This is a genomic window from Bradyrhizobium sp. LTSP857 (assembly GCF_000938285.1).
Lineage (GTDB): Bacteria > Pseudomonadota > Alphaproteobacteria > Rhizobiales > Xanthobacteraceae > Bradyrhizobium.
Genome location: NZ_JYMS01000032.1, coordinates 107,318 through 129,797, shown reverse-complemented (window position 1 = coordinate 129,797; position 22,480 = coordinate 107,318). Strand labels below are relative to the sequence as shown.

Below are 22,480 nucleotides of genomic sequence, written 5' to 3'. Positions count from 1 at the left end.
CATGGAGAAAGCTCCGTCGACCTCGACGATCCTGCTCGCCCGCCTCGGGCTCCTGATGTTCCTGCTGTTGGGTTGGCAAGTCGGGTCGACCTGGTCGGGGAGCGAGTTCTATGTTTCGACGCCATCCATCATTGCCGCGAGTTTCTGGTCGGCGTTGAGAAGCGGGGAGTTGTTGTTCCACGCCTCGATCACGACCGTCGAGGCCTTGCTCGGCTTCTTGATTGGCGGGGGCGCCGGCATCGTCGTGGGTTTGCTTCTCGGAAGTTCGCGTCTTCTTGCCGATATTCTGGATCCATTCCTGACCGCTTTGTACAGCCTTCCCAAGGTCGCTTTGGCGCCACTGTTCGTGCTGTGGCTCGGCATCGGCATTGAAATGAAGATCGTGCTGGCTGCCGCCACCGTTTTCTTCCTCGTCTTCCTCAATACCTACACCGGTGTTCGCAGTGTGAGCAGAGAGCAGTTGACCGTCATCCGCCTGATGGGAGCGTCCGAACGCCAATTGATGACGAAGCTGGTGCTGCCTTCCGCGATCAATTGGGTCTTTGCCGGCCTGCGGCTGTCGGTGCCGTATGCGCTGATTGGCGCGATCGTCGGCGAGATCATCGCTTCCAACAGAGGCCTCGGCTACCTCGTTTCCAACGCCGCTGCCAAATTCGATACACCCGGCGTGTTCGCGGCCCTGATCGCGATTGTCGCTCTCACGATGCTGCTGAATCTTGCGGTCAAGACGGCTGAGCGAATGCTCATGCCCTGGAAACAGGCCGAAGAACACCGCGAAACCACCGTGTAGCGCGTCGTTCGCACCCACTCGCCCTTTCGTCCCGCGGAGATCAACATGCCAGTCACACGCCGTAAGGCTATCGCAATCACCAGCGCAGGTGTCGCCGGCATTCTCGGAGCCCCCGTCATTGCGCAGTCGAAGCAGAAGGTTGTCCTTGGCCAGCCCAGCGAGGGCTTCATCTACATTCCGATCTACGTGGCGCGAACGAAAGGGTTCTTCGAGCAGGAGGGCCTGGATGCCGAGGTGATCACCTTCTCCAAGGGAGGCGCCGAAGCGCTGGCCGCCGTGCTGGGTGGTCAATCCGACATCTATGTCGGCAGCCCAACCGTCCAATTGAGGGCACAGGAGAAGGGGCAGTTGTTGAAGTCGTTTGCCGCGGTGCAGACCCAGTTCGGCTCCGACCTGGTTCTGTCGGCCGACGTCGCCAAGAGGATCGACCTGGCCAATCTGTCGGATCCCAAGGCGAAGGCGGCGGCCTTGAAAGGGCTCACCATTGCCGTGGCCGGGCCCGGCAGCCTGACCGACCTGATGGTCCGGCACATTGCGCAGTTCGGCGGATTGAATCCGGATCGCGACATGACCATCACGCCGATCGGGGGAGGCGGCAGCATGCTCGCCGCCTTCGGTCAGAAGCGCATCGATGGATATGCATTGTCCGCGCCGACCTCGACGACGGGCATCGAGCGTTTTGGCGGTGCCATGCTGTTCAATTTTGCCAAGGGCGAGTATCCGCCGTTTGCCAACTTTCTCTTCTATACCTTGATCGCGCGGAATGACTGGATTGCCGGAAAGCCCGAGATGGCGCAGAAGGTGGTCCGAGCCCTCTGGAAGGGGCTTCGATTTGCAAAGACAAATCCGGATGAAGCTCGGGAGGCGGTGCGTCCTTTTTTTACGCAGGTGCCAAAGGGCGAGTTCGACATGGCCTGGGCGTTGAGCCTTCCGTCATTCGGCGACAATCCGAAAATCGACGAGGCAGGTATGTTGCAGAACTACGGTTTCCTGCAAGAGGCCGAACGGAGGCCTGTCACCGTTCCGGTCGCAGAATCCTACACCAACGCGATCGTCGATGCCGTCGCGCCGTCCATGAAGTGAGCCGTCCGATGACCGAGATCGAACTTGTCAGTGTGTTCACGCACCTGGGGCGCGGTGGCAACCCTTGTCCAATCGTCGTCGATGCATCGAACCTTCCGAGCGCGGGAATGCAGTCGGTGGCCCGGCATTTCGGGCACGAATCGGGCTTCGTGCTGCCGGCCCCAGGCCTCGACTCCGACTATACTTTCCGGTTCTGGGTTCCGCGGCATGAGATGGAGATGTGTGGTCACGCGACGATTGGTGCGCTCTGGGCCCTTGCGATCAAGGGCCGTTTGCCGGGCGAACAGGTTCGCATCCAAACGCTCAGCGGACCGGTGACAGGCTATGTCGATCGTGGAAGCTCGGGTGAGCCATCTGTCGAGATCAGCCAGCCGGTCGGCAAGGTCGTCGATTTGACGCGCGCCGAGGAGGATGAGGTTCTGTCTGCGCTCAAGATATCGCGTGGCGATCTGCTTGATCTGCCGGTGCAGAACGCCGTCACGTCGCGCGTGAAGACCCTCGTCCCGATCAAGGGCGTCCGTCAGCTCAATGAGCTGGTACCGGACCCAGCGCAGATCGAGGCGTGCTGTGGGCGGATCGGGTCCACCGGACTTTACCCCTACGCCATCGAACATCAGGGCGAACGGCGTTTCGAGGCGCGGCAATTCCCGAAATCGTCGGGCTATCCGGAGGATGCCGCCACGGGCATCGCCGCTGCGGCGCTCGCGTTCGGACTGCTCAAGAACGGCCTTGTCGAACGCAACAGCGAGCGGATCACTGTCATGCAGGGGCGGGCCATGGATGCCTTGTCCGAGATCCACGTGCGCCTCGGCTTCGCCGGCAGCCGGCCTGTCGGCTGCCTTCTTGGCGGCTCCGTGACGCTCGTGGAGTCGCGCCTCTTGCAGCTCGAGGACGCGAGGCCCGCGGCTGATTCATGACAGCGAGCGAGACTTGAGCCTTCAGACCTGAGCCTTCAGCGCGGTGGCCAGAAAATCAATCGTGGCGCGAACGCCGGGCAGCATGCCGCGCCGGGACGGAAAGACGAGATGGATGATGCCGTCCTTGGCGCTCCAGTCCGGCAGAATGCGGACCAGCAGTCCATCGCGCAGGGCGTCCTGACATTGAATTTCGGGCAGCAGGGCTACGCCGATCCCGGCCTGGGCCGCCTCGATGAGAATGGCGAAGTCACCGGCTGAGACCTTCGGCTCGACCGCGATCGAGGCCTTTTGCCCCCGAGGGCCTGAAAGCTCCCATGTGCGCGGACCCGGCGTTTCCGTTGCATCGAGCAGCGGCAGCCGCGAAAGGTCGCTCGCCTCCTTGGGCGCTCCATGCTCCCTGAGGAGGGCTGTGTTCGCGACCAGAATCCTCCGGCTGATCCCGATCTTGCGCATTTGCATCTCGGCGTCGGTGTCGAGATTTTCCCGGATGCGAATGGCGACGTCGACCTGCTCCTCGATCAGGTTGATGGGCCGGTTGGTGATGAGGAACTGGGTCCTGAGGCGCGGATATTTCGCGAAAAGCTCGGGCAGTTTCGGCGCAAGCGTCCTCTGGACGCCGACGGGGCAGCCGATGCGGACAAGGCCCTGAGGTTCGGATTTCATCCGCAGGGCGACTTCATCTACGGCGTCTGCGGCGTCGACCACGGTTTGCGCGTACCGATAAACGTCCCGGCCGACGGCCGTGATGCTCAGACGGCGCGTCGATCGCTCGATCAGGCGAACGCCCAGCTGCTCCTCCAACAGCGCGACATGGCGGCTGATCCTTGACTTCGGCAAGCCGAGTGCGCGGGCCGCTGCCGAAAATCCCTCGTGCTTGACCACGGCCGCGAAGAAGTAGAGATCGTTGAAGTCCCGCATGAAGGGCGCCGCCGGGTCAATTCCTCCCGCGTTCGGCGGGATCAGGGCATTCATCCGCATCATAAATTCTCCCGGCTTTCAACGCCGAATCGCTGCTGTCGACCGGAAAGCGGATCGACGGGCCCCAAATCTCGCTTCAGAGATCAGTCACGCTTCAGAGATCATCGTCCGCGCAGGTCTTCGGCGTGGCGATATCACCGTCGTCTCCGTCGTCGTCCCGCATGACCGGTGTCAGACAGGCGTGCTGGAAGCTTCGCAGCGTTGCGATCAGCTTGATTTTCAACATGTCGAACATGATCCGTCTCCTTCGATGGACCGGTTATAGAGACGGTTGATCCGCCGCATTAGCCGGCGTGGGTCGGACGGACCGTTCCATTGGCTGAACGACGTCGCGCAAGGCTGCTGCTGGCCGGCGATCGTTCACCAGATGGAACGATCCGTCTGAAATTGACCGACTAATCGCCAGACCGGTTCAGACCGATAACAGGGGGGAAGCGGACGCCGACAGGGTTCGCGACCGGCGAGGCCAAGGCCTGCGAAATCAAGGCTTGGCTCGCCGAAATTCAATCATCGCAAGCAAGGACCACGATCATGAGCTTCACCCGTTATCTTCCCTTCGCCGGCCGTCTTCTGATCGGCCTCCCGTTTGCCATGAGCGGCCTCGGCAAGCTGGGCGCCTACGCGGCGACCACGGCCCTCATCAGTTCGGCGGGGCTGCCGCTGCCGCCGCTTGCTTATGCCGTGGCCGTCGTCGTCGAACTGGGCGGTGGCCTGCTGCTGATCGCCGGCTACCAGGCCCGCGCCGTCGGGCTTGCGCTCGCCGTGTTCTCGATCGCGACCGCTGTTGCGTTCCACAGCAACTTCGCCGACCAGAACCAGATGATTCACTTCCTCAAGAATGTGATGATGGCGGGCGGACTGCTCCAGATCGCGGCCTTCGGCGCCGGCGCGCTCAGCATCGACAACCGCGCCAAGAGCACGGCGTCCTACGCCGGGGCAACTGTCACCGGCTAGGCCGAATTCGAACCCGGCGACGGGAGACATGACACCATCACGCGCCTGGGTTCAAAGTCCTCCGATGTGAAGAAGCCCGCCGTTTGGCGGGCTTCTTGTTTGCCGGTTGTTTGCCGGCTCCGCCCGGCGAAGAGCCGAACGGCACCACCGATGCTACGACGTAGACCGAGCTCTTCGACTCGGCGATCCGGACGCGGTCGCTCGGTTGGTTGCGTCCGGCCGTGCCGGAGAGTCGATGTCCGAGGAACGCGTTGCAGGCTTCCAGACCGCGAGGCGTTGCATGGTGTCGTGCGCGGCCGCAGCGACCTGAACAATCGCCCTGCTGATGTCCTCTTCGGTCGATGATGCCTCGGACAGAACCAGGCTGATGCAGCCGGTCAATCCGATACCCTTGTCCGCGAACGGGGAAGAGATGCCAATGCGTCCCTTGTCGACCTCGCCGCGCGCGACGCAATAGCCTGCGCGCTGGATCGCTTTGACGTTTGCCAAAAACGCCTCGCGGCTCTCGCCGAAGCCCGCTCGCCTGATATCATCCGACTGCCGATCGTACAGTTTTGTCAGCCGCGGGCGATCCAGCGCGGCGAGAACGGTCTTTGACGAGGAGCCGCGATATAGCGGCATCGGGCGCCCGACCTGATAGCTCACCGCCTCCTGCGGTCCCGGCGCCATCTCTTGATGGACGCACATCACGCCATCGAAATACGACCGGCAAAGCAGAACAGCACTTCCGCGCGGGGCAGTCGCCGCCAAGGCCATGCAAACGGGGCGTGCGACCTGGAGCAGGGGATCACCGACTTGCAGCAATCGATAAAGCTGAAGGATTCTCGGCCCGAGCGAATAGCCCTCGTCGGATACGCGGTCGAGGAATCCTGCGCGGCTCAATGCGCCCACCGTCCGATAGGCCGTGCTGCGGGGAAGCTCCAGTTTGGCCATCACCTCGTCAATGGTCACGATCCATTGCCGGTCGGTGAATAGATCCAGGAGCGCTGAAAGGTGTTGGACTGATCCAGTTCCTGCCACGGCCTTTACCTCAACATATTCAGTATACGAGATTCATTACAAATAAGAAAGTTTTAAATCCCAAATAATGGGATTATAGCAGATATGTCGATCTGATCCTGGAGGCATTGTGTTCAAACTGGCTCGTTTCACCGCTTTGGGTTTGCTGCTTGGTCTGCTTCCGGCCTACGCCGAAAACTTCAGCCTCGATAGCACCCATACCTCGGTCATGTATTCGCTGGATCATCTGGGCTTCTCGATCAGTCGAGGGGTGTTCAGAGAGGTTCAGGGACAGCTTTCGATCGACGAAAAGGCGCCTGAGGAGGCCCGACTTGAGGTTCGCATCAACGCGGCGAGTATCGATGCATTCGACGGCGGCAGGTCGAACGCGGTACGCGGCGGCAATTTTCTCGAAACGGACCGCTTTCCGGAAATGAAGTTTGTTTCCACCAAGGTGGAACGGTCCGGCGAATCGACCGCCAAAATCACGGGCGATCTGACATTGCACGGTGTGACTCACCCGGTCACGTTGAACGCGACGCTCCAGAAGAAGGGCAAGCATCCGATCACAGGCGCGCAGCGGATCGGGTTCGCGGCGAGCGGCGTTATCAAACGCAGCGACTTCAAGATCATGGGTTTTCTTCCGATGGTTGGTGATGACGTCACGATCACCGTTGATGTCGAGTTCGGTGCGTCATGAATCAGACGGCGGTTACGCGCTACAGCGGCCCGGCCATTCTATTTCACTGGGGAAGCGCCGCGATCATTGCCGCCCTGTTCGTGATCGGCTGGCAGATGGTCAGGATGCCGCTCAGTCCAGGCAAAATGGAAGCGTACGCCCTCCACAAATCTCTCGGCCTCTTGATCTTGGTGCTCGCCATCGTCCGTATCGTCTGGCAGAGGCTGCGGCCGCCACCACCCAAGCCGACGGGGACACCGGAGTGGCAGCGTCGCGCCGCCAATGCCACTCATTTCGGTCTCTATCTTCTGATGTTCGGTCTCCCGCTGAGTGGATGGGCCTATAATTCGAGCGTTGGATTTCCGCTCTCGTTCTTCGGCCTGATCGACGTACCCCCGCTCCTCGGTGGCGGCACGGATATGAGAGAGCTTTGGCGGTCCGCTCATTGGCTGCTGGGATGGGGAGTCGTCGGACTCGTTTCTCTCCACGTCGGCGCGGCGCTCTACCACCGGGTGATCATGCGCGATTCGATATTGCAGCGAATGCTGCCGAGCGTTCCGACGTTGCGGAGACGGTGATGAGCGTATTGCGTCATGTTGCCGTCGCGGTCGTTGGAAATCTGCTCGTCGGCGTCGGCGCCGGACAGGCTGCCACCCGATGGATACCGGTCACGGCCGCAAGCCGGATCGAATTCGAGGTGAGTCAAGCAGGGGCAACGGTCAAGGGAGAGTTCCGGCGGTTCAGCTCCGACATCGCGTTCGACCCCAACGACCTCCCCTCATCGAAAGTGCGGGTCGAAGTGGATGCCGCCAGCGTTTCGACCGGCGCGGAAGACCGGGACCGCGAACTCCCCAAGTCCGACTGGTTCGACATCGCGCGATTTCCGCGAGCCGTATTTGAAGCCGAGACTTTCGAGCGGACCGAAAAGGGCTTCATGGCCCGCGGCACGCTGTCGCTCCGCGACGTCAAGCAGCCGGTTGCCTTGCCTTTCACGCTCGATATTAACGGCGAGATCGCGCGGATGGATGCGAAGCTGGATTTGGATCGCACCACATTCGGCATCGGCCAGGGGATGTGGACCGCCTCCGACATGGTCGGGAAAACAGTGAGCCTGACCATTCATCTGGAAGCAAAGCGGAATTGATTCCATCATCGTTGAGGAAATAGCCATGACAAATCATTTGATTTCGAGGCGAATGGTCGTCGCCGGTGGTGTCGCGATGGCCGCCGGTGTGCGGTTCAGCCGCGACGCTGCGGCGGAGATCGGGGCCGGATCCATCGCGGCTTTGCCGAGCGAAGGCGGAGTTGCCCCCTGGGATTATTGGCAGTCGAATGCGGGAGCCGGAGCGCTTCGAGTAGCTTCCGGCGCCATCCTGGCAGCCAGCCCTTATAATACGCAGCCTTGGCTGTTTCGGCTCGGGTCCAACGAGATCCAGGTCATCGCGGATGAAAAGCGAAATCTTGGCGGCCTGGATCCCTTTCGCCGCGAATTCTATATGGGGCTCGGCTGCGCCATCGAGAACGCCTGCGTGGCAGCGCCCTCCCAGGGTTTCAACGCCAAGGTCTCGCTGCTGCCCGATGGGGCGGCGGACGGCGTTGCCGCAACGCTGGCATTCGAGCTGACGCCCGCGTCAGCCCATCCCCATCAGGACGCGATTGCGCGGCGGCATACGCACCGTGGGCCTTACCAGCGAGACCGGCAAATTGAGACGAGTATCCTCAATGCGTTCAACCGTCAGGCCACGTCGCCTGACGTCAAACTCCTGCTGATCAACGCCCGTGACGATGCAGGCAAGGCTTTCAGCGATTTGACCCTCGAGGGGACGCGGCGGATTCTCGATGTCGAATCGCTGCGCGAGGGCCGTCATGCCGGCATCCGGGCGTCGGCGAGCGGCACCAACATCGACGAGGCCGCGTTTCAGAAAATCGACAAGAGCTGGCTCGAATTGACCCAGGCCGTTACCTGCGCCACCGCACCGTCATTTGGATTGATCATGGTTCGCGGATCGAGGGCGGATCATCGCCTGCACATCGAGGCTGGTCGCTTGTGGCAACGCATTCACCTCGAAGGGGTGCAGCGCGGGTTGGCCTTGCAGCCGATGAACCATTCCATCGAAGTCATCGACTTCGAGACGCAAGGCGGCGGCAATTCTTCGATCGCCGCTCGAATGAATCTCGGCGGCGTCTGGAACGGCTGGGAGCCGATCTTCGGCTTCCGGGTTGGCTACGCGGATGGTCCGGCGCCGGCAAGCGGGCGTCGCCCTCTCAGCGCGGTTGTCATTTCCTGACACCCGTGCGGCGCAGCCTTCAGCACGCGCTTTGCGCGGCGTTGACGGCCGGTCTCTCGTGGGGCGGCGCATTATCGTGGGCTGAGTGGCGAGGGAAGGATCGATCCGTCGTGTAGCGCGGGCCGCGACGACGACGGACCATCTTCAGTCGATACAAAAGCTTCCGCGTTTGGTCTCTCGCGCAATCAGGATCTGTGCGGGCAGACCATCGTCAGATTGAGCAGCGTCGGCGCATGGTCCTCGCCATTATCATACTCCCACTCCAGCCTGATCTCGTGCCGATGGGCAAAGGCATCGCTTGCCGCGTGGGTGATGATCTTCGTCTTCATCGGGATCGGCGGCTCGGAATTGAAGCATTTCCGGACGCAGGCATCGAGCAGCGTACACCGCGTCAGGGGGATCACGCCGGGCTCGTCATTGGACAGCGGGATGGTATTCGGCTGGGTGCTGAGGTCGACGCGGGCGCGGCCCTTCTCCTTTTGCCAATGCTTGGCGCTTCCGTCCGGCCATCTGTCCGCCGGCGTCAGGATCAGGTGATACTGGCCATACTCCAGGGTCGGCAGGTGGATGTCCTCGGACGCCTTGAGGATGTCCACGCTCCTCTGCATGTTTTCCAACGGGAAATAATTGTCGTTCATCAAATCTTTGAATGAAGCCCCGGTGTAAGTTCTCGAGCCCATCGTCTTTTCCTTCAATATGTCCTTGGCTTTGCGGAAATACATACAGCTACACGACGCTGGTCAGTTCGGCCAACCTGGCGTCGCCAGAATATATGCCCCATTTTTGCTGGGATTTGCATACGCTACCACTCAGGACTGTGTTTCGTCCAGATCGCCACCCACACCGTGCCCCGCGGCGATGAGCGAGCCTGATTGCTAAGCGGTTCTCGATAGGTATTCTTACCAGGGGTTGCTCGCGGGTGCTGGTCGACAGCAATGCCGCGACCTTTGAAGGCGCAGGAATGCATTGCTTCGCGTGCCAGTCGGCGATTGATCCGGACGATAGCTGGTGCTCCAAGTGCGGGGCGGCGGTGCGTCAGCGCGGCGATCCCGATAGCGAACGGCGGTTTGTGACAATTCTCCGGGCCGACGTCATCGACTCCACAGGGCTTGTTGCCGAACTGGAGCCGGAGGAGGCGGTATCGCGCCTGGAGCCTGCACTGGCGGCCATGAGGGGTGCGGTACGTCAGTTTGGCGGAATCGTCAGCAAGGAGCTGGGGGACGGGCTGGCTGCGGTCTTTGGCGCACCGATTGCCGACGACAACCACGCTCCCCTGGCCTGTCATGCGGCCATCGAACTGGTCCGGCGCGTTGGGAGCCTGGGCGATCCCGGACTTCAGGTCCGGGTTGGTCTCCACTCAGGCCACGTCGTCGCCTACATGGTCGCCAGCGAGTTTTCCAAGGTCTACGAGATCGGAGGCGCCGCCCAGCATCTGGCCGCCCGACTGGAGGCGGCGGCCGAGGCGAATCAGATCTACGCGTCGGAAGCCTGCCAGAAGCTCGCGGATGGGCATGTCCGGTTCGAATCCTTGGGCCGTAAGGGGCTACGCGGCTTCAATGAGCCGCTGCCAGTCTACCGTGTCGTGGGCGCGAGCGATCTTTCGAGCTGGCGGGTGCGACGGGCACGGAGCGTTTCGCGGTTTGTCGATCGCACCACGGAGCGGGCGCTGTTGGGACGCGCCGCGGAACGGGCCAGCGCGGGGCGACAAACCGTCCTGCTGATCGGCGACGCTGGCATTGGAAAATCCCGGCTCGCGCACGAGTTTGCCCAGGACCTCAGGGCCGGCGGTTGGCGACTCGTTGACGCCGAATGCAGTCCAAATCTTCAAGGCGCGCCGTTCAGCGCGCTCAAGCGTACTATACTCTCGATCTTGGAGGTTGCCGCCAGAGATTCGGATCGTCTGGCTGACATCCGAAAGGAGTTGTCGGCGATCCATCAACTCGCGATCGACTCAATATTGGATATTCCGGTCACGGATCGTAGCTGGAGCGAGCTGGAGCCCTACGCGCGTGCTCGCACCATTTCCGATGCAAGTTGCGCCATCGTTCAGAGCTTAGCCCTTCAGCAACGCACGGTTCTTCTCGTCGAGGACTTGCACTGGATCGATCGAGCCAGCGACACGGTCGTTGCTGCAATCGCGTCGCTACAAGTCTCGAACCTGCTGGTTTTTCTCACGAGCAGGCCGAACGGGATGCCTGAGTGGGTCGCACGGTGCCGTGCGGAAGTGATAGCAATGCGTCCCCTGGACGACGATTCGGGATTGGCCATGTTGGCAGATATGCTCGGCCCATCCACGACGAACTTCGATTTGAAGAATCGGATCATCTCTCATACCGCCAACGTTCCCCTGTTTCTCGAGGAAGTCTGCCGCGGGCTGAAGGACAGTGGCACGCTTCGCGGTCAGTGGGGTGACCTTGCCCTCGTTCGTCCCATCGATGAGCTCGGCATCCCCACCAGCATCCAAGGAGTGATTGCTGCGCGGCTCGATCGCGTATCGAGGCAGGAACGCTCGGTTCTTCAAATCGCGGCGGCGCTCGGCCCACGTTCAAGCATAGCCATGCTGCGGAATGTCGCGGTTCTGCCTCAAGACGTCTTTCAGGATTGTCTCGAAGCGCTCGATCGGGCCGAGCTGCTTGTCAGGATCGATAGCGAACTTGAGGACTCGATCGAGTTTCGACACGAAATGGTCCGCCAAGTGACCTACGAGTCGATGGTGGAAAAAGTGCGTGAAAATATACACGCGCGGATTCTTGCGGCCTTCGAGAGCGATGAGACATGGAGCGATGGTCCTGACACGCTCTGCTACCACGCCATGCGGGCGAAGGATTGGCTGAAGGCGTTCAGCTACGGGAGGAGCGCCGCCCAGAAATGTCTCGTGCGCTCGGCATACGCCGATGCGGTCGACTATTTCGAGATCGGGATGAGTTCACTCGACAAAACCCCGATGACGCGTTCGCGGGAGTCGGATGCCATTGACCTTCGGATGGAGGCCCGCATGGCGTTCATCTGGTCCGGTCGGGTTGCCGAGTGGGTCGATCTCGGAAAGGAGGCCGAGCGCCGGGCCAATGATATTGACGACATCGGAAGAAAGGTCGCCGCCATGACCGTCATGGCGGGTGGGCAGAACTTCTACGGGACGCCGATTGAAGCAGTTGCTCTCGGCGAGGAAGTCGTTGGCCTTGCCGAGGAGTCGGGCAACCCGGGTTGGCGTAACCTTGCACAATACAATCTCGGGCAGGCCTATTTCCTTGCCGGTCGTTATCGCGAGGCAGAGCAGACGTTCGCGAGAGCCCGGGCCCATCTGATGGGGCCGGAGGCAAGTGCGCCCTTCGGCGCTCCGCCAAAATACACCCTCCTCCTCTGCTGCATGATGAAGAGCTTCACCCACACCGTCATGGGCGAACTCGATATCGCCGAACAGCTCCAGCAGCAGGCCGTCGCGATCGCGGAGGAGGCCAACCGTCCCTATGACCGCGTCGCCACCGCCTATAGCGGCGGCTGGCTGAAGCTCGGCCGCAACGATCCGGCGGCGGCCGCGGCCATTCTCGAAGAGGGTTTCGTGCTGGCGCAGAAGCACGGCATCCGGCTGTTCGTACCGGTGCTCGCCTGCCATCTCGGCATGGCGTATCTTGAGCAAGGGCTATTCGACCGGGCGCGCGGCATGCTTGGCGAGGCGCGCGAGGAGGCGAAGGCGATCGGCTATACCTCGGCGGTGCTGCGCAGCTCGATCTACCTGGCGCTGGCCACCAGCCAGCTTGGCGATGTCCAGGCCGCGCAGAACATGCTGCGCGAGGCGCGCAACACCGCCCGCCAGCAGGGGTTCTCCGGCCTCGAGGCCGAGGCCCTGTTCGGCGAAGCCGTCGTGACGCCGGCCTCCAGCGCGGAGAACAAGGCCGCGATCCTCGTCGCCCTGCGCGGCACGATCGCCATTGCCTCCGCGAGTGGCGCGCTGCCGCTCCAGCACAAGGCCGAGGCGATGCTCAACGAGATGCTCGCCCGCGGCGATCAGCTCACCTGACCCTTGTCGCTCATGGGCGTGCGATCGTACCGTCGCGCCGATTTTTTTGCCCGACGGACCAACTTGATTTCGAAGTTGATACAATGGCTTGGCGCATCGCTTCTACTGTGCATGGGGTTGTTTTCGACATTTTTTGAAGAAAAGAGCTCCCGCGGTGGTCCCTGCCTGCCATTGCGATGACAAAGCCCCTTGCGCGGGGGCCACGGTCGGCTACCGTTGGCAGGCTAGCCGCGGGGTTAGGTGACCTTTTGATTCACATTTTTTAGCATCCGATTTTGCCGGCGCCGCGACGGCGCGACGCCTGCCGGAAGAGGCGGGGGCCATGACTACACGGGACCAGCAAGCTCTCCTGGCGCCGGTCGAGCGCGATTTGCGGCTCGATCTGTTCCGCGGCATCGGCCTGTGGATGATCTTTCTCGATCACATCCCGCACGACGTCGTGGCCTGGCTGACGCTGCGCAATTACGGCTTCAGCGACGCCGCCGAGTTCTTCGTCTTCATCTCCGGCTATCTGGTCGGCTGGATCTACGGGCCGATCGTCGCGGGCGGCTGGTTCCTCGCTGCGCTCAAGCGGCTGTGGCGCCGCGCGGCCGAGATGTACGTCGCCCACATCATGCTGTTCCTGCTGTTCACGGCGCAAATCGCGCGCACGATCAGGAGATTCGACAACCCGTTGTATGCGGACGAGTTCAACGTTCACAGTTTTCTCGACCATCCGGACATTCTGATCGGGCAGGCGCTCTCGCTGCGCTACAAGCCGGTCAATCTCGACGTGCTGCCGCTCTACATCACGCTGGTGCTCGCAGCACCCTTCATCGTGTGGTGTCTGGTGCGCCGGCCGAACCTGACGTTGCTGTCCTCCGTGGTGCTCTATGTCCTGTCGCGCTGGTTCGACTGGAATATCGCGTCCTATCCGCCCGGCACGACCTGGTACTTCAACCCGTTCTGCTGGCAGCTGATGTTCGTATTCGCCGCCTGGTGTGGCGTCGGCCAGATCGAGAAGATCGCCAAATGGGTCTGGTCGAAGCCGGTGATGGGCCTGGCGGCGGCATGGATTGCGTTCGCCCTCCTGATCGTGATGACATGGCACGTTCACGCGCTCGAGGCGCTGATCCCGAAATGGATGATCAAGGCAATCTACCCGATCGATAAGACCGACCTCGACATGCTGCGCTTCACGCACTTTCTGGCGCTGGGAATCTGGGTGGTCTATTTCGTCCCGCGCCATTGGAAGGCGCTGCATTCGAAATGGTTGCACCCGGTCATCCTGTGCGGCCAGCACTCGCTGCCGATTTTTTGCCTCAGCGTGTTCCTGTCTTTCTCGGCGCATTGGATCCTGATGCAATACACCAGGGGCGTCTGGGAGCAGCTCGCCGTCTCCTTCGCCGGCTTCGTCATCATGATCGGGGCGGCGTGGCTGCTCGACCGCGCCGAGCGAGTGCCCAGCCTCTTCGTCAAGGTGACCGACGTCGACGACGAGTCAGAGCCCGCCGCCGAAGGCGCACCGGTCAAGGTCATCGCCGCAACTCCGTCTGGCCGCTGAGGGCCCATCGCGCCGCGCGGACGATTTTTCGGGAGAGATCCATGTCGAGACTCTTGTTGACGATTGCCGGCGCCCTTCTGCTTCTCCTCTGCAACGCGCAGGCGCAGGCGCAGGCGCCGTCGCCCGAGGCGATGGATGCTGCGCGAAAACTCGTCACCACGCTGAAGATTGCGGATCAGTATCGCGCGTCTCTCCCGCAGCTCATGCTCAAGCTCAGGCCCGTGGTCGCGCAGGACAGGCCGGAGATCGAGCACGATTATGATGCGATGACGGCGCCGGGCGCCGAGATCTACGCCCCGTTCTTCGCGTCGATGACCGATCAGATCGCTGCGCTCTACGCCGCGAGTTTCACCGTCGACGAGCTCCGCCAGATCGAGGCGTTCTACAGCGGACCCGCCGGAAAGAAGTATCTGGAGAAATCAGATGCGCTGGCGCAAGCGAGCGCGCAGATTGGCCAGGACGTCAGCCAGAAAGCCGCCGACGAGCTGAAGCTGCGCCTGATCGAGGCGCTGCGCCAGAAGGGGCAAAGGCCGTAGGCGCCTCCTTTAATGAATGGCCGCGTACATGATCCGCTCCTCCGTCGCCTCCAGCGCGGAGAACTCCTCCACGACCTTGCCCTGCCGCGAGACCAGGATGCGGTCGGACAGCGCCATGATCTCGGGCAGGTAGGACGAAATGACCACGACTGCCTTGCCCTCGTCGGCGAGCCGGTTGATCAGCTCGTGGATCTCGACGATGGCGCCGACGTCGACGCCGCGGGTCGGCTCGTCGAAGATGATCAGGTCCGGCTCCTGCACCAGCGATTTGGCGATCACGACCTTCTGCTGATTGCCGCCGGAGAGCTCGACCACCTTGCCGTTCTCGCCAATGGTGCGAACCTTGAGCCGCTCGATCCAGGTCTTGCCGACCGCATCGTTTTCCCGCCGCGACAGCATCATACGGCCCTTGGGAAACTTCGACAGCAGGCCGAGATAGATGTTGCGCGCGATCGAGGAGGTCTCGAAGAAGCCCTCGACCTTGCGGTCCTCGGTGACATAGGCGATGCCGGCCTTGACCGCCGGCGCCGGCACCCGGTAACGCACCGGCTTGTCGTGCAGCAGGATCTCACCGCCGTGGAAGAAGTCGCGCTTCAGGACGCCGGCGACGATCTTGAAGGTTTCGGTGCGGCCGGCACCGACGAGACCAAATACGCCGGTGATCTGTCCTGCGAACACCGACAGCGAATTGTTCTTCACCATCGGTGCCATCTTCAGGTTCTGTACCGTCAGCACGCGCGCGCCGGCCGGTCGCACGCTGCTCTTCCTCGAACCGTAGAGGGTGTTGGAGAGGTCGCGTCCGACCATCGCCTGGATGATCGCGGCGCGGTCGAATTTGACGGCGTTATCGGTCACGACATGTTTGCCGTCGCGTAGCACCGTGATGCGGTCGGCGAGCAGCAAGGCCTCTTCCAGGGCATGCGAGATGAAGACGATCGAGACGCCACGCTTCTTGAGATCGCGGACGAGGTCGAAGAAGTATTTCTTCTCCTCTGGTGTGAGCGATGCCGTCGGTTCGTCGAAGATGATGACCTTGGCGCGGTGCAGGACCGCACGCGCGATCTCTACCATCTGCTTCTTTGCGGCACCAAGGCCGCCCACAGTCGCGGTCGGCGTGACGTCGAAATTCAGCGACTGCAAAAATTGCTGCGCGGCGATGTAGATGCCGCGCAGGCGATTGTAGAACTTCTCCTGTCCGAGAAACAGATTCTGCGCCACGGTCATGGTCGGCACCAGGCTGTTCTCCTGGAACACCATGGCGATGCCGAGATGGCGCGCCTCCAGCGGCGTCTTCGGTGCGACGTCCGCACCGTCGACCGTCATGGCGCCCGAGGTCAGCGTCACCACGCCGGCCATCACCTTGGTCAGGGTCGACTTGCCCGCGCCGTTCTCGCCGACCAGCGCGTGAATCTCGCCGCGACGGAGCTCGAAGTCGACCCCGTCGATGGCGGGCACGCCGGCGTAGAGTTTTGTGGCCTTACGCAGGGAGAGCATGACGTCGCTCATGGGCGAAACTCCTCGGCAAGGCCGGCAAGCGGTAATCGCAGGACGCGGCCCGGTCCCTTGGCGATCAGGACGAGGTCGTCGCCCATCTCGATGGCCGCAACGATGCCGTGATTGACGCCGTCGACCCGGCTGTGCAGCGAATAGAGCGGCTGGCCGTCCGCATCGAGGCGGATGACGAGGCCGTAGGAGCGCGGCGGCGCCCATGGCTTGATGACGCCCATGGTCTTGATGTGCGCGCCCTGCATCGGCTCCTTGAACGACATGCCCGAGCGTAGGCGAGGCGCGACCCAGTAGGCCGGTTCGATCTCGGCCATCATGCGGCGCCGGTAGCCAGGCTCACGCAACACGAACTCGACGAGCTGAGTTCGTGCGGTGAAAGCGGTGAGCCAGTATCCGCCGCCCGAGGCTTTTGTCAGTCGCGACGGATAGACGGGAAGGTGGGCAAGCACGACCCGGGGCGATGCGCCGGGCGTCACGAGAACGAGGCGGTGGCGCCAGCTCTCGCTGACCAGCATGGCGTTGCCATGGGCGCAGGCGCCGAAGGCGTAGCCTAGCCCCTGGGTCAATCGTGCGACGGTCTTGTTGGCGGGATCGAGCCGATACACGCGACCGCTCCGGTTGAGCTCCAGCAGATCGTGCGCCCAGTCATCGACGCCGCAGGTCGCCGAACCGTCCGTTGCAATAAGCGTGCTGTCGTCCGCCAGTGCGAGCGCGTTGATGGCGTTAAAGGCCAGATCGACGAACGTCACACTCGGCTGTTCGGTCGAGGGGCTTGCGTAGAGACGCACCTCGCGTCCCCCGAGCGCGACGGCGAGGCTGCCGTCGGGAAGGGCGCAAAGCGCCGATATCGGTCGTTCGAAGCTGCGCACCTGTGTTGCCGTGCCGCCACTCAGGGACATCAGCCGCGGGCCATCCGCGATGAAGAGGTTGCTTCCATCGGTGGCGAGGTCCTCGGGCGACTCGCATGTCAGCAAGGTCTCGGCCGATTCCAGCTTCTGGTTGGGCTTCAGTGCGCCGTCAAAGGACGGCACGGTGATGGTGGCGTCGCCGCGCCCGAGAAAGCGGTTGGCGAACTCTCTGACGGCAGCGATCACGATAGCTTTCCCCATCTCTTGTCGTATTGGACGAAGTTCGGATCGGCGTTGTCGAGCTTGTAGCGGCCGATCCGGTTGTTGAGGATGCCGCCGAGATAGAGATAGCCGCGATGCTCGCGCATCGAGGTGATCATCGGATGGTTTTCACCGTGCAGATCCCAGAACGATTCGACGATCTTGCCCTGCTCGTTGAACTTGACCACGCAGCCCGTGTTGATGTTCGGGAATAGCCATTCGTCAACCGGCACGCGCTTGGCCATGCGGCGGCGGAAGCCGGGCATCTTCCAGGCGAGGTCGAGCGAGGGGCTGCGCATGCCGACCAGCGCCAGCCAGTAATTGCCGTCGGAGGCGAGGTTGATGTTGTCAGGGTAGCCCGGCAGATTATCCATCACCACTTCGACCGCACCTTTCTTCGGTCCCGCGAACCAATAGCGCTTGATCGAGCAGCCGAAGGTCTCGGCGAACAGGATCGACTGGCCGTCACTGGCCACGCAGATGCCGTTGGGGAATTTGAGGCCGCGCAACTCGGTACGGGTCGCGCCGGTCTTGGTGTCGTAGGAGATGATGCGGCCGTTGCCACGCGCCTCGAGGCCGTCGATCGGCCATTCGTCCATCTCGTAGCGCACGGTCGCTTCGGAGAAGAAGATGAGGCCGTCATCGGTGATGTCGAGATCGTCGGCGAGCCTCAGGCGGCTGTCGTCGTTGACCGAGCGCATGCTGCGGTTGGTCTCGTCCGTTGCCTTTTCCACCGTGCCATCAGGCTTGATGCGATAGAGCCCCATACCGCCGATGCAGACGTAGAGATTGTCCTGCCGGTCGAAGGCCATGCCGAGCGGCTGGCCGCCGATATGGGCGAACACCTCCATCGTCTGATAGTCGGGCGCGAGAAAGCGCATGATGTCGCCATGGCGGGAGCCGGCATAGAGATTGTCATGGCGGTCGAGGATGACGTCTTCGGGCGCCTCGATCCGGCCGAGGCCGATCGATTCGACGTTACGCAGCTTGTCGTTCTGCTCGAACGGGCCGCCTTGCCCGATCTCGGTGGGCGGTGGAGGCGGCAAGGCGTGATAGGTCGGCGCGACATAGACCTTGCTGATGATGCGGGTGCGGTTCTTCTGCCAGCGGATGTCGACCATCGCGGCGACCAGCAGGATGCCGGCCAGCGCCATCCGGTTGACGCCGCCGCGCGCGTTCATGGTCGTGAGACCATTGGTGATCAGGAGCACGATCAATACCCCGACCGCCGATTTCGCGACCGAGCCCTTGCCGCCGCCAAGCGTGATGCCGCCGAGCACGGTCGCGGTCAGCACGATGACCTCGAGGCCAACGCCGATGTCGCCGCCGACGGTTCCCAGCCGCGATGCGAAGAACAGCGCGCCGATGCTGGTGAGCACGCCGCTCGCGACATAGCAGAGCGCAATCGTACGACGGACGGGAATGCCTGAATTGTACGCCGAACGGCGCGAGCCGCCGATCGCGGTGATGTGCCAGCCTGGCCGTAACCGGGTCAGGAAGATATGACCGAAGATGGCGATGACGACATAGACCAGTGCCACGGTCGGAATGCCGAAGACGCTGCCGCCGCCGATGAAATCCCAGGACGGGATGTCGGGGAAGGCCGACGCGATCGCGTTGGAGTAGCGCTGGATCAGGAGATCGTAGGCCGAGCGATAGACGATCAGGGTAATCAGCGTTGTGATGAAGGCACGTAGTCGCAGATAACCGACCAGGATGCCGTTGACGGCGCCGAGCAATGCGCCGCAGAGCAGCGTGGCGACGACCACCGCCGGGACCGGCCAGCCCAACACGTCGAGAAGATAAAGCGCGCAGAAATCGGTCAGTGCGAAGATCGAACCGACGGACAGATCGATGCCGCCGACGATGACCACCAGCGCCAGCCCGAGCGCGATGAAGCCGATCTCTCCGGCTTGGCGCGCGGTGTCGGCGAGGCTCGCCGGCGACAGGAAGTTATCGATGGATCGGCTGAGCGCGAGGCCAATGATCAGGAGAAGTATCACTGGAATGGCCGTCTCGGTCCATCGCTTGGACAGGATCTCGCCGAGCAGATGATCGGGCCAGTAGCGGTAACGCAGGCTTGTCAGGGTGTCGCGCATCGGCATTCCAGGACCTTGCAAAGTTCGGGACAACGTCCCGGACATGAAGCTGCCCGGGACGTTTGGGTCGTGCGTTGGAAGACCTATTTCTTCAGGTCGCTGAGATTCCAGCAGGCCGTCTGGCTGTCGGCGTTCTCTTTGGTGATCGGAATCAGCGTGGTGTATTCCGAGCCCTTGATCGAGCCGGGCTTGGCGCCCGAGGACAGCAGAAATTTGATCGTGCCCGCCATCTGCGCCGCCTGGGTCGGCACGTCGTAGCTCATGTTGAGATCGAACGCGCCGGACTTCACCAGCTCGCAGGCGCCCTTGCGTTCGCCGCCGCCGGAGGTGGTGAGGAACACCTTGCCGGTGAGACCAGCTTCCTTGACCGCGGCAGCGGTGCCGATATCCATGCCGTCCCAGAAGCCGACGATGCCGCAGAGATCGGGATTTTGCTTCAGCACCGTCTGCGTGATCGCCTTGGCCTTGGCAGCGTCCCAATCGGCGGCCTGGCTCGACACCACCTTGATCTCGGGATGCTTGGCGAGAACGTTTTCGACGCCTTTGAGCGTATAAGCGCTTGCCGCCGCCGATAGCGCACCCTGGATGATCGCGATCTTGTTCGACTTGCCCTCGCAGGCCTTGACCACGGCTTCGGTCTGGCGTTCGCCAATCTCGACCCAGTTGGCGCCGACGAAGGCGGAGCTTCGATAGGCAGAGCCCATGTTGATCTGGATGACGTAGATGCCTTCGTTCTCGGCGCGCTGGAGCAGCTTGGCGTAGGTCTGCACGTCTGGATTATGAACCACTATCACCGCCGGTTTCTCTGAGATCAGCGAGGTGACGGCCTGCGCGCCGGCGTTGGTGTTCCAGTTGGCATCGCGGATCACGAACTTGACGCCAAACGGCTCAAGCTCCTTCTTCAGTCCGGCATACCAGCCCTCGGTGAGGTCGAAATTCATCGCGACCGGAACATAGGCCACGGTCTTGCCGGCCAGCGCGTCCTTGAACGGCTTCTGGAACGGTTCGTCGAGGCCCTGCTGGGCGAGAGCCGGTGCGGTCATCGCCGCGAGAGCCAGTGCGGCCAGGGTCGCCTTTGTCGGGCTGCCAAAAGTCTTCATTGCTTCCTCCTTGGTTGTGGTTGTCGTTCTTGTCGGTGGTTCAGATGTCGCCCTGCTGTGCCGTTTCTTCGTTGCGCGGATTCAGGAATGAGTCCGTGATGACGGCGAGCAGCAGCACCACGCCCTTGATGAGATTTTGCCCGGCGTAGGAGATGTCCATGATGGTCATGCCGTTGAGCATGGTGCCGATCAGAAGCGTGCCGATGACGACATTTAGGACGCCGCCGCGCCCGCCGGACAGGCCGATGCCGCCCAACACGACCACGAGAATCACGTCGTAGATCAGCGTCGAGTTGAAGACGCGGGTCGGCATCGAATTGACGGATGCGGCCATCACGAGGCCGGCGAAGCAGCCGATTAGGGCGGCGACGACATATTGCAGGACGATGATCGGGCGCGAAGGGATGCCGGTGACACGCGCGGCGTAAGGGTTGTCGCCGATGGCGTAGATATAGGCGCCCCAGCGCGTCTGGCGCAGCAGGACGGCGACCACCACGCAGGCGATCGCGAACATCACGATCGGCGTCGGAATGCCGAGAATAGTGCCCTGTCCGAGCCGCTCGAAGCCGTTCATGCCCGGGCTCCACTGCACCACGTCGAGCTGGAACAGGGCGGCTTGCCCAAGTCCGGCCAGCAGCAGGCCGGTTGCGAGCGTCGCAAACAGCGAGGGGACCTCGGCATAGGCGATCAGCCAGCCATTGACGAGGCCGAAGGCGATCGTGAGCAGCATGGCGGTCAGAAGCGAAGCCGGCAGCGAGTGACCGTTCTGCACCATTTGCAGCACGAGCCCGGGAGGCACTGCGAGCGCCGCGATCAAGGAGATGTCGATGCCGCGGCCGATCACGACGATCGCCATGGCAAGGCCGAGGATGCCGAGCACCGCCACGTTCTGGAGCAGCGTCAGCATATTGTCCGCCGTCAGAAAGCCGCGCAGAAAGATCGAAAACACGAGGAACAGCAGCGCGAAAACAGCGAAGACGATCTCTTGTTGATTGAACCGGAATCGTTTCATCGACTGGTCTTTCCTGCGTTCTATGAGTGCGCCATCTGCTTTGGCTTCGAGCGGCTCCTGACGGCCGTGCGCGCGTTGATGCGGCTGCCGCTCGACAATGCGGCGCCCACGAAGTTGCCGACGCCGTCGATGTATCCGTCGATCGACGTGCCGCGTTTGCGATATTTGGCGCGCTTCACGTACCAGTCCTGGAGCAGGGGCTTGATGAGTGACGCCGTGAGCCTGACATGGTCGATCGTGAAGGCGCCGCTGGCGACGCCCTGCTTGAGCACGTCGGCGATGATCTTCTCGGTCGTCGCTTCCATGTCGATCGCGCGCTGGCGTTCCGCCGGCGGAAAGGACTTCGCCTCCATGAAGGCGAAGACGAACCAGGGCTGCATCGCCTCGCTCATGCGGATGTGGGTGGCGATGATCCAGTCGAGGTGCTTGTGGGCATCATGCTTGACGTCGTCAGGGGGCGCCGTCAGCACCTCGGTCGCCGTTGCCGCGACCTCGCCGAGGATCATGGACAGCAGCCTGGGCTTGCTGTCGATATACGTATAAAGGCCGCCCATGCTGAGGCCCGAGGCCTCCGCGAGCTGGCGCAGCGTGGTGGCGTGAAAGCCCTGCTTGTTGGAGAGCGTAAGGGTAGCGCCGATGATGCGTGCGAGATTTGCGACCGCGAGCCGCGGCTTCTGGACGCGGATGGAGGCGCGATGACGTTCCAGAATGCGCGTGCACAGCGCTTCTGTCGAGAACGCGTTGGTCCAAGGTCGTCGGCGCGCGAGATTCACGCTGCCTCCCCAAATTTCCTCCTGGACCTTTTGGCGTTGTTATTGATCCAGGCGTGGGCTTTGCGCCCTTGCCGTTATTCCTAGCGCAGAGCGTGC

Annotated in this window: 21 protein-coding genes; 11 read left to right on the top strand and 10 right to left on the bottom strand. The window is 62.3% G+C overall.

Annotated features, from left to right (window positions below):
- Position 1 precedes the first annotated feature (1 nt).
- From UP06_RS21420 to UP06_RS21410, 3 genes are read left to right on the top strand one after another with little or no spacing between them, the layout of a single operon-like run.
- Positions 2–790 (top strand): ABC transporter permease, encoded by a 789-nt coding sequence (locus UP06_RS21420; protein WP_050031906.1) that lies wholly within the window; start codon positions 2–4, stop codon positions 788–790.
- 45 nt (positions 791–835) lie between these two features.
- Entirely contained in the window at positions 836–1,873 is a 1,038-nt protein-coding gene (locus UP06_RS21415) for an ABC transporter substrate-binding protein (RefSeq protein ID WP_045005512.1), read from the top strand.
- An 8-nt stretch (positions 1,874–1,881) separates the two neighbouring features.
- Entirely contained in the window at positions 1,882–2,790 is a 909-nt protein-coding gene (locus UP06_RS21410; protein ID WP_045005796.1) for a PhzF family phenazine biosynthesis protein, read from the top strand.
- A gap of 21 nt (positions 2,791–2,811) precedes the next feature.
- Here UP06_RS21410 and UP06_RS21405 read toward each other — a convergent pair whose 3' ends face one another.
- Positions 2,812–3,771 (bottom strand): LysR family transcriptional regulator, encoded by a 960-nt coding sequence (locus UP06_RS21405; protein ID WP_050031905.1) that lies wholly within the window; start codon positions 3,769–3,771, stop codon positions 2,812–2,814.
- 91 nt (positions 3,772–3,862) lie between these two features.
- Positions 3,863–4,003, bottom strand: a complete 141-nt coding sequence (locus UP06_RS40920) for a hypothetical protein (RefSeq protein WP_156163106.1) — start codon at positions 4,001–4,003, stop codon at positions 3,863–3,865.
- A 296-nt stretch (positions 4,004–4,299) separates the two neighbouring features.
- Between UP06_RS40920 and UP06_RS21400 the strand changes: the two genes are divergently transcribed.
- Positions 4,300–4,722 (top strand): DoxX family protein, encoded by a 423-nt coding sequence (locus tag UP06_RS21400; RefSeq protein WP_045005511.1) that lies wholly within the window; start codon positions 4,300–4,302, stop codon positions 4,720–4,722.
- A gap of 153 nt (positions 4,723–4,875) precedes the next feature.
- On the opposite strand, the gene UP06_RS21395 is transcribed toward UP06_RS21400, so the two are convergent.
- The gene (locus tag UP06_RS21395) at positions 4,876–5,742 is read right to left on the bottom strand and encodes an IclR family transcriptional regulator (RefSeq protein WP_082078521.1); all 867 of its coding nucleotides are present in this window, start codon (positions 5,740–5,742) and stop codon (positions 4,876–4,878) included.
- Positions 5,743–5,851: 109 nt separating this feature from the next.
- On the opposite strand from UP06_RS21395, the gene UP06_RS21390 reads away from it, so the two are divergent.
- From UP06_RS21390 to UP06_RS21375, 4 genes are read left to right on the top strand one after another with little or no spacing between them, the layout of a single operon-like run.
- Positions 5,852–6,421: a YceI family protein gene (locus UP06_RS21390; RefSeq protein WP_156163105.1), complete on the top strand. Its 570-nt coding sequence runs from the start codon at positions 5,852–5,854 to the stop codon at positions 6,419–6,421.
- Entirely contained in the window at positions 6,418–6,978 is a 561-nt protein-coding gene (locus tag UP06_RS21385; RefSeq protein WP_045005510.1) for a cytochrome b, read from the top strand. Before UP06_RS21390 ends, UP06_RS21385 begins: the two co-directional genes overlap by 4 nt.
- Positions 6,978–7,544 carry a YceI family protein gene (locus tag UP06_RS21380; RefSeq protein WP_050031899.1) on the top strand — a complete coding sequence of 189 codons (567 nt, stop codon included), beginning with the start codon at positions 6,978–6,980 and terminating at the stop codon, positions 7,542–7,544. The genes UP06_RS21385 and UP06_RS21380 overlap by 1 nt, the downstream gene beginning before the upstream one ends.
- 52 nt (positions 7,545–7,596) lie before the next feature.
- Complete coding sequence (locus tag UP06_RS21375; protein ID WP_045005509.1) at positions 7,597–8,688, top strand: hypothetical protein; 1,092 nt, start codon at positions 7,597–7,599, stop codon at positions 8,686–8,688.
- A 185-nt stretch (positions 8,689–8,873) separates the two neighbouring features.
- Here the strand turns inward: UP06_RS21375 and UP06_RS21370 are convergent, their stop codons facing one another.
- Positions 8,874–9,368 carry a hypothetical protein gene (locus UP06_RS21370; protein ID WP_045005789.1) on the bottom strand — a complete coding sequence of 165 codons (495 nt, stop codon included), beginning with the start codon at positions 9,366–9,368 and terminating at the stop codon, positions 8,874–8,876.
- A gap of 281 nt (positions 9,369–9,649) precedes the next feature.
- Here UP06_RS21370 and UP06_RS21365 point away from each other — a divergent pair, with 281 nt between their 5' ends.
- From UP06_RS21365 to UP06_RS21355, 3 genes are all read left to right on the top strand, one after another.
- On the top strand, positions 9,650–12,706 hold the full coding sequence (locus tag UP06_RS21365) for an ATP-binding protein (protein ID WP_045005787.1): 3,057 nt from the start codon (positions 9,650–9,652) through the stop codon (positions 12,704–12,706).
- Positions 12,707–13,028: 322 nt separating this feature from the next.
- Entirely contained in the window at positions 13,029–14,249 is a 1,221-nt protein-coding gene (locus UP06_RS21360; protein ID WP_045005508.1) for an OpgC domain-containing protein, read from the top strand.
- A gap of 41 nt (positions 14,250–14,290) precedes the next feature.
- Positions 14,291–14,785 carry a DUF2059 domain-containing protein gene (locus UP06_RS21355; RefSeq protein WP_045005507.1) on the top strand — a complete coding sequence of 165 codons (495 nt, stop codon included), beginning with the start codon at positions 14,291–14,293 and terminating at the stop codon, positions 14,783–14,785.
- 9 nt (positions 14,786–14,794) lie between these two features.
- Here UP06_RS21355 and UP06_RS21350 read toward each other — a convergent pair whose 3' ends face one another.
- The 6 genes from UP06_RS21350 to UP06_RS21325 form a co-directional block, all read right to left on the bottom strand.
- On the bottom strand, positions 14,795–16,291 hold the full coding sequence (locus UP06_RS21350) for a sugar ABC transporter ATP-binding protein (RefSeq protein ID WP_045005505.1): 1,497 nt from the start codon (positions 16,289–16,291) through the stop codon (positions 14,795–14,797).
- Positions 16,288–17,385, bottom strand: coding sequence for an SMP-30/gluconolactonase/LRE family protein (locus tag UP06_RS21345; protein WP_045005503.1), 1,098 nt, complete (start codon positions 17,383–17,385; stop codon positions 16,288–16,290). The genes UP06_RS21350 and UP06_RS21345 overlap by 4 nt, the downstream gene beginning before the upstream one ends.
- Positions 17,382–19,505 (bottom strand): ABC transporter permease, encoded by a 2,124-nt coding sequence (locus UP06_RS21340; RefSeq protein ID WP_045005501.1) that lies wholly within the window; start codon positions 19,503–19,505, stop codon positions 17,382–17,384. Before UP06_RS21340 ends, UP06_RS21345 begins: the two co-directional genes overlap by 4 nt.
- Before the next feature lie 77 nt (positions 19,506–19,582).
- Positions 19,583–20,599, bottom strand: a complete 1,017-nt coding sequence (locus tag UP06_RS21335) for a sugar ABC transporter substrate-binding protein (RefSeq protein WP_045005499.1) — start codon at positions 20,597–20,599, stop codon at positions 19,583–19,585.
- Positions 20,600–20,639: 40 nt separating this feature from the next.
- Positions 20,640–21,611 carry an ABC transporter permease gene (locus UP06_RS21330; RefSeq protein WP_045005496.1) on the bottom strand — a complete coding sequence of 324 codons (972 nt, stop codon included), beginning with the start codon at positions 21,609–21,611 and terminating at the stop codon, positions 20,640–20,642.
- Between the two features lie 20 nt (positions 21,612–21,631).
- Entirely contained in the window at positions 21,632–22,384 is a 753-nt protein-coding gene (locus tag UP06_RS21325) for a TetR/AcrR family transcriptional regulator (protein WP_045005494.1), read from the bottom strand.
- Between the last annotated feature and the right edge of the window lie 96 nt (positions 22,385–22,480).

Excerpts from the sequence above, each read along its gene's own strand:
- UP06_RS21420 (WP_050031906.1), top strand. The coding sequence starts at position 2 with ATGGAGAAAGCTCCGTCGACCTCGACGATCCTGCTCGCCCGCCTCGGG.
- UP06_RS21415 (WP_045005512.1), top strand. The coding sequence starts at position 836 with ATGCCAGTCACACGCCGTAAGGCTATCGCAATCACCAGCGCAGGTGTC.
- UP06_RS21410 (WP_045005796.1), top strand. The coding sequence starts at position 1,882 with ATGACCGAGATCGAACTTGTCAGTGTGTTCACGCACCTGGGGCGCGGT.
- UP06_RS21405 (WP_050031905.1), bottom strand. The coding sequence starts at position 3,771 with ATGATGCGGATGAATGCCCTGATCCCGCCGAACGCGGGAGGAATTGAC.
- UP06_RS40920 (WP_156163106.1), bottom strand. The coding sequence starts at position 4,003 with ATGTTCGACATGTTGAAAATCAAGCTGATCGCAACGCTGCGAAGCTTC.
- UP06_RS21400 (WP_045005511.1), top strand. The coding sequence starts at position 4,300 with ATGAGCTTCACCCGTTATCTTCCCTTCGCCGGCCGTCTTCTGATCGGC.
- UP06_RS21385 (WP_045005510.1), top strand. The coding sequence starts at position 6,418 with ATGAATCAGACGGCGGTTACGCGCTACAGCGGCCCGGCCATTCTATTT.
- UP06_RS21380 (WP_050031899.1), top strand. The coding sequence starts at position 6,978 with ATGAGCGTATTGCGTCATGTTGCCGTCGCGGTCGTTGGAAATCTGCTC.
- UP06_RS21375 (WP_045005509.1), top strand. The coding sequence starts at position 7,597 with ATGGTCGTCGCCGGTGGTGTCGCGATGGCCGCCGGTGTGCGGTTCAGC.
- UP06_RS21370 (WP_045005789.1), bottom strand. The coding sequence starts at position 9,368 with ATGGGCTCGAGAACTTACACCGGGGCTTCATTCAAAGATTTGATGAAC.
- UP06_RS21365 (WP_045005787.1), top strand. The coding sequence starts at position 9,650 with ATGCATTGCTTCGCGTGCCAGTCGGCGATTGATCCGGACGATAGCTGG.
- UP06_RS21360 (WP_045005508.1), top strand. The coding sequence starts at position 13,029 with ATGACTACACGGGACCAGCAAGCTCTCCTGGCGCCGGTCGAGCGCGAT.
- UP06_RS21355 (WP_045005507.1), top strand. The coding sequence starts at position 14,291 with ATGTCGAGACTCTTGTTGACGATTGCCGGCGCCCTTCTGCTTCTCCTC.
- UP06_RS21350 (WP_045005505.1), bottom strand. The coding sequence starts at position 16,291 with ATGAGCGACGTCATGCTCTCCCTGCGTAAGGCCACAAAACTCTACGCC.
- UP06_RS21340 (WP_045005501.1), bottom strand. The coding sequence starts at position 19,505 with ATGCCGATGCGCGACACCCTGACAAGCCTGCGTTACCGCTACTGGCCC.
- UP06_RS21335 (WP_045005499.1), bottom strand. The coding sequence starts at position 20,599 with ATGAAGACTTTTGGCAGCCCGACAAAGGCGACCCTGGCCGCACTGGCT.
- UP06_RS21330 (WP_045005496.1), bottom strand. The coding sequence starts at position 21,611 with ATGAAACGATTCCGGTTCAATCAACAAGAGATCGTCTTCGCTGTTTTC.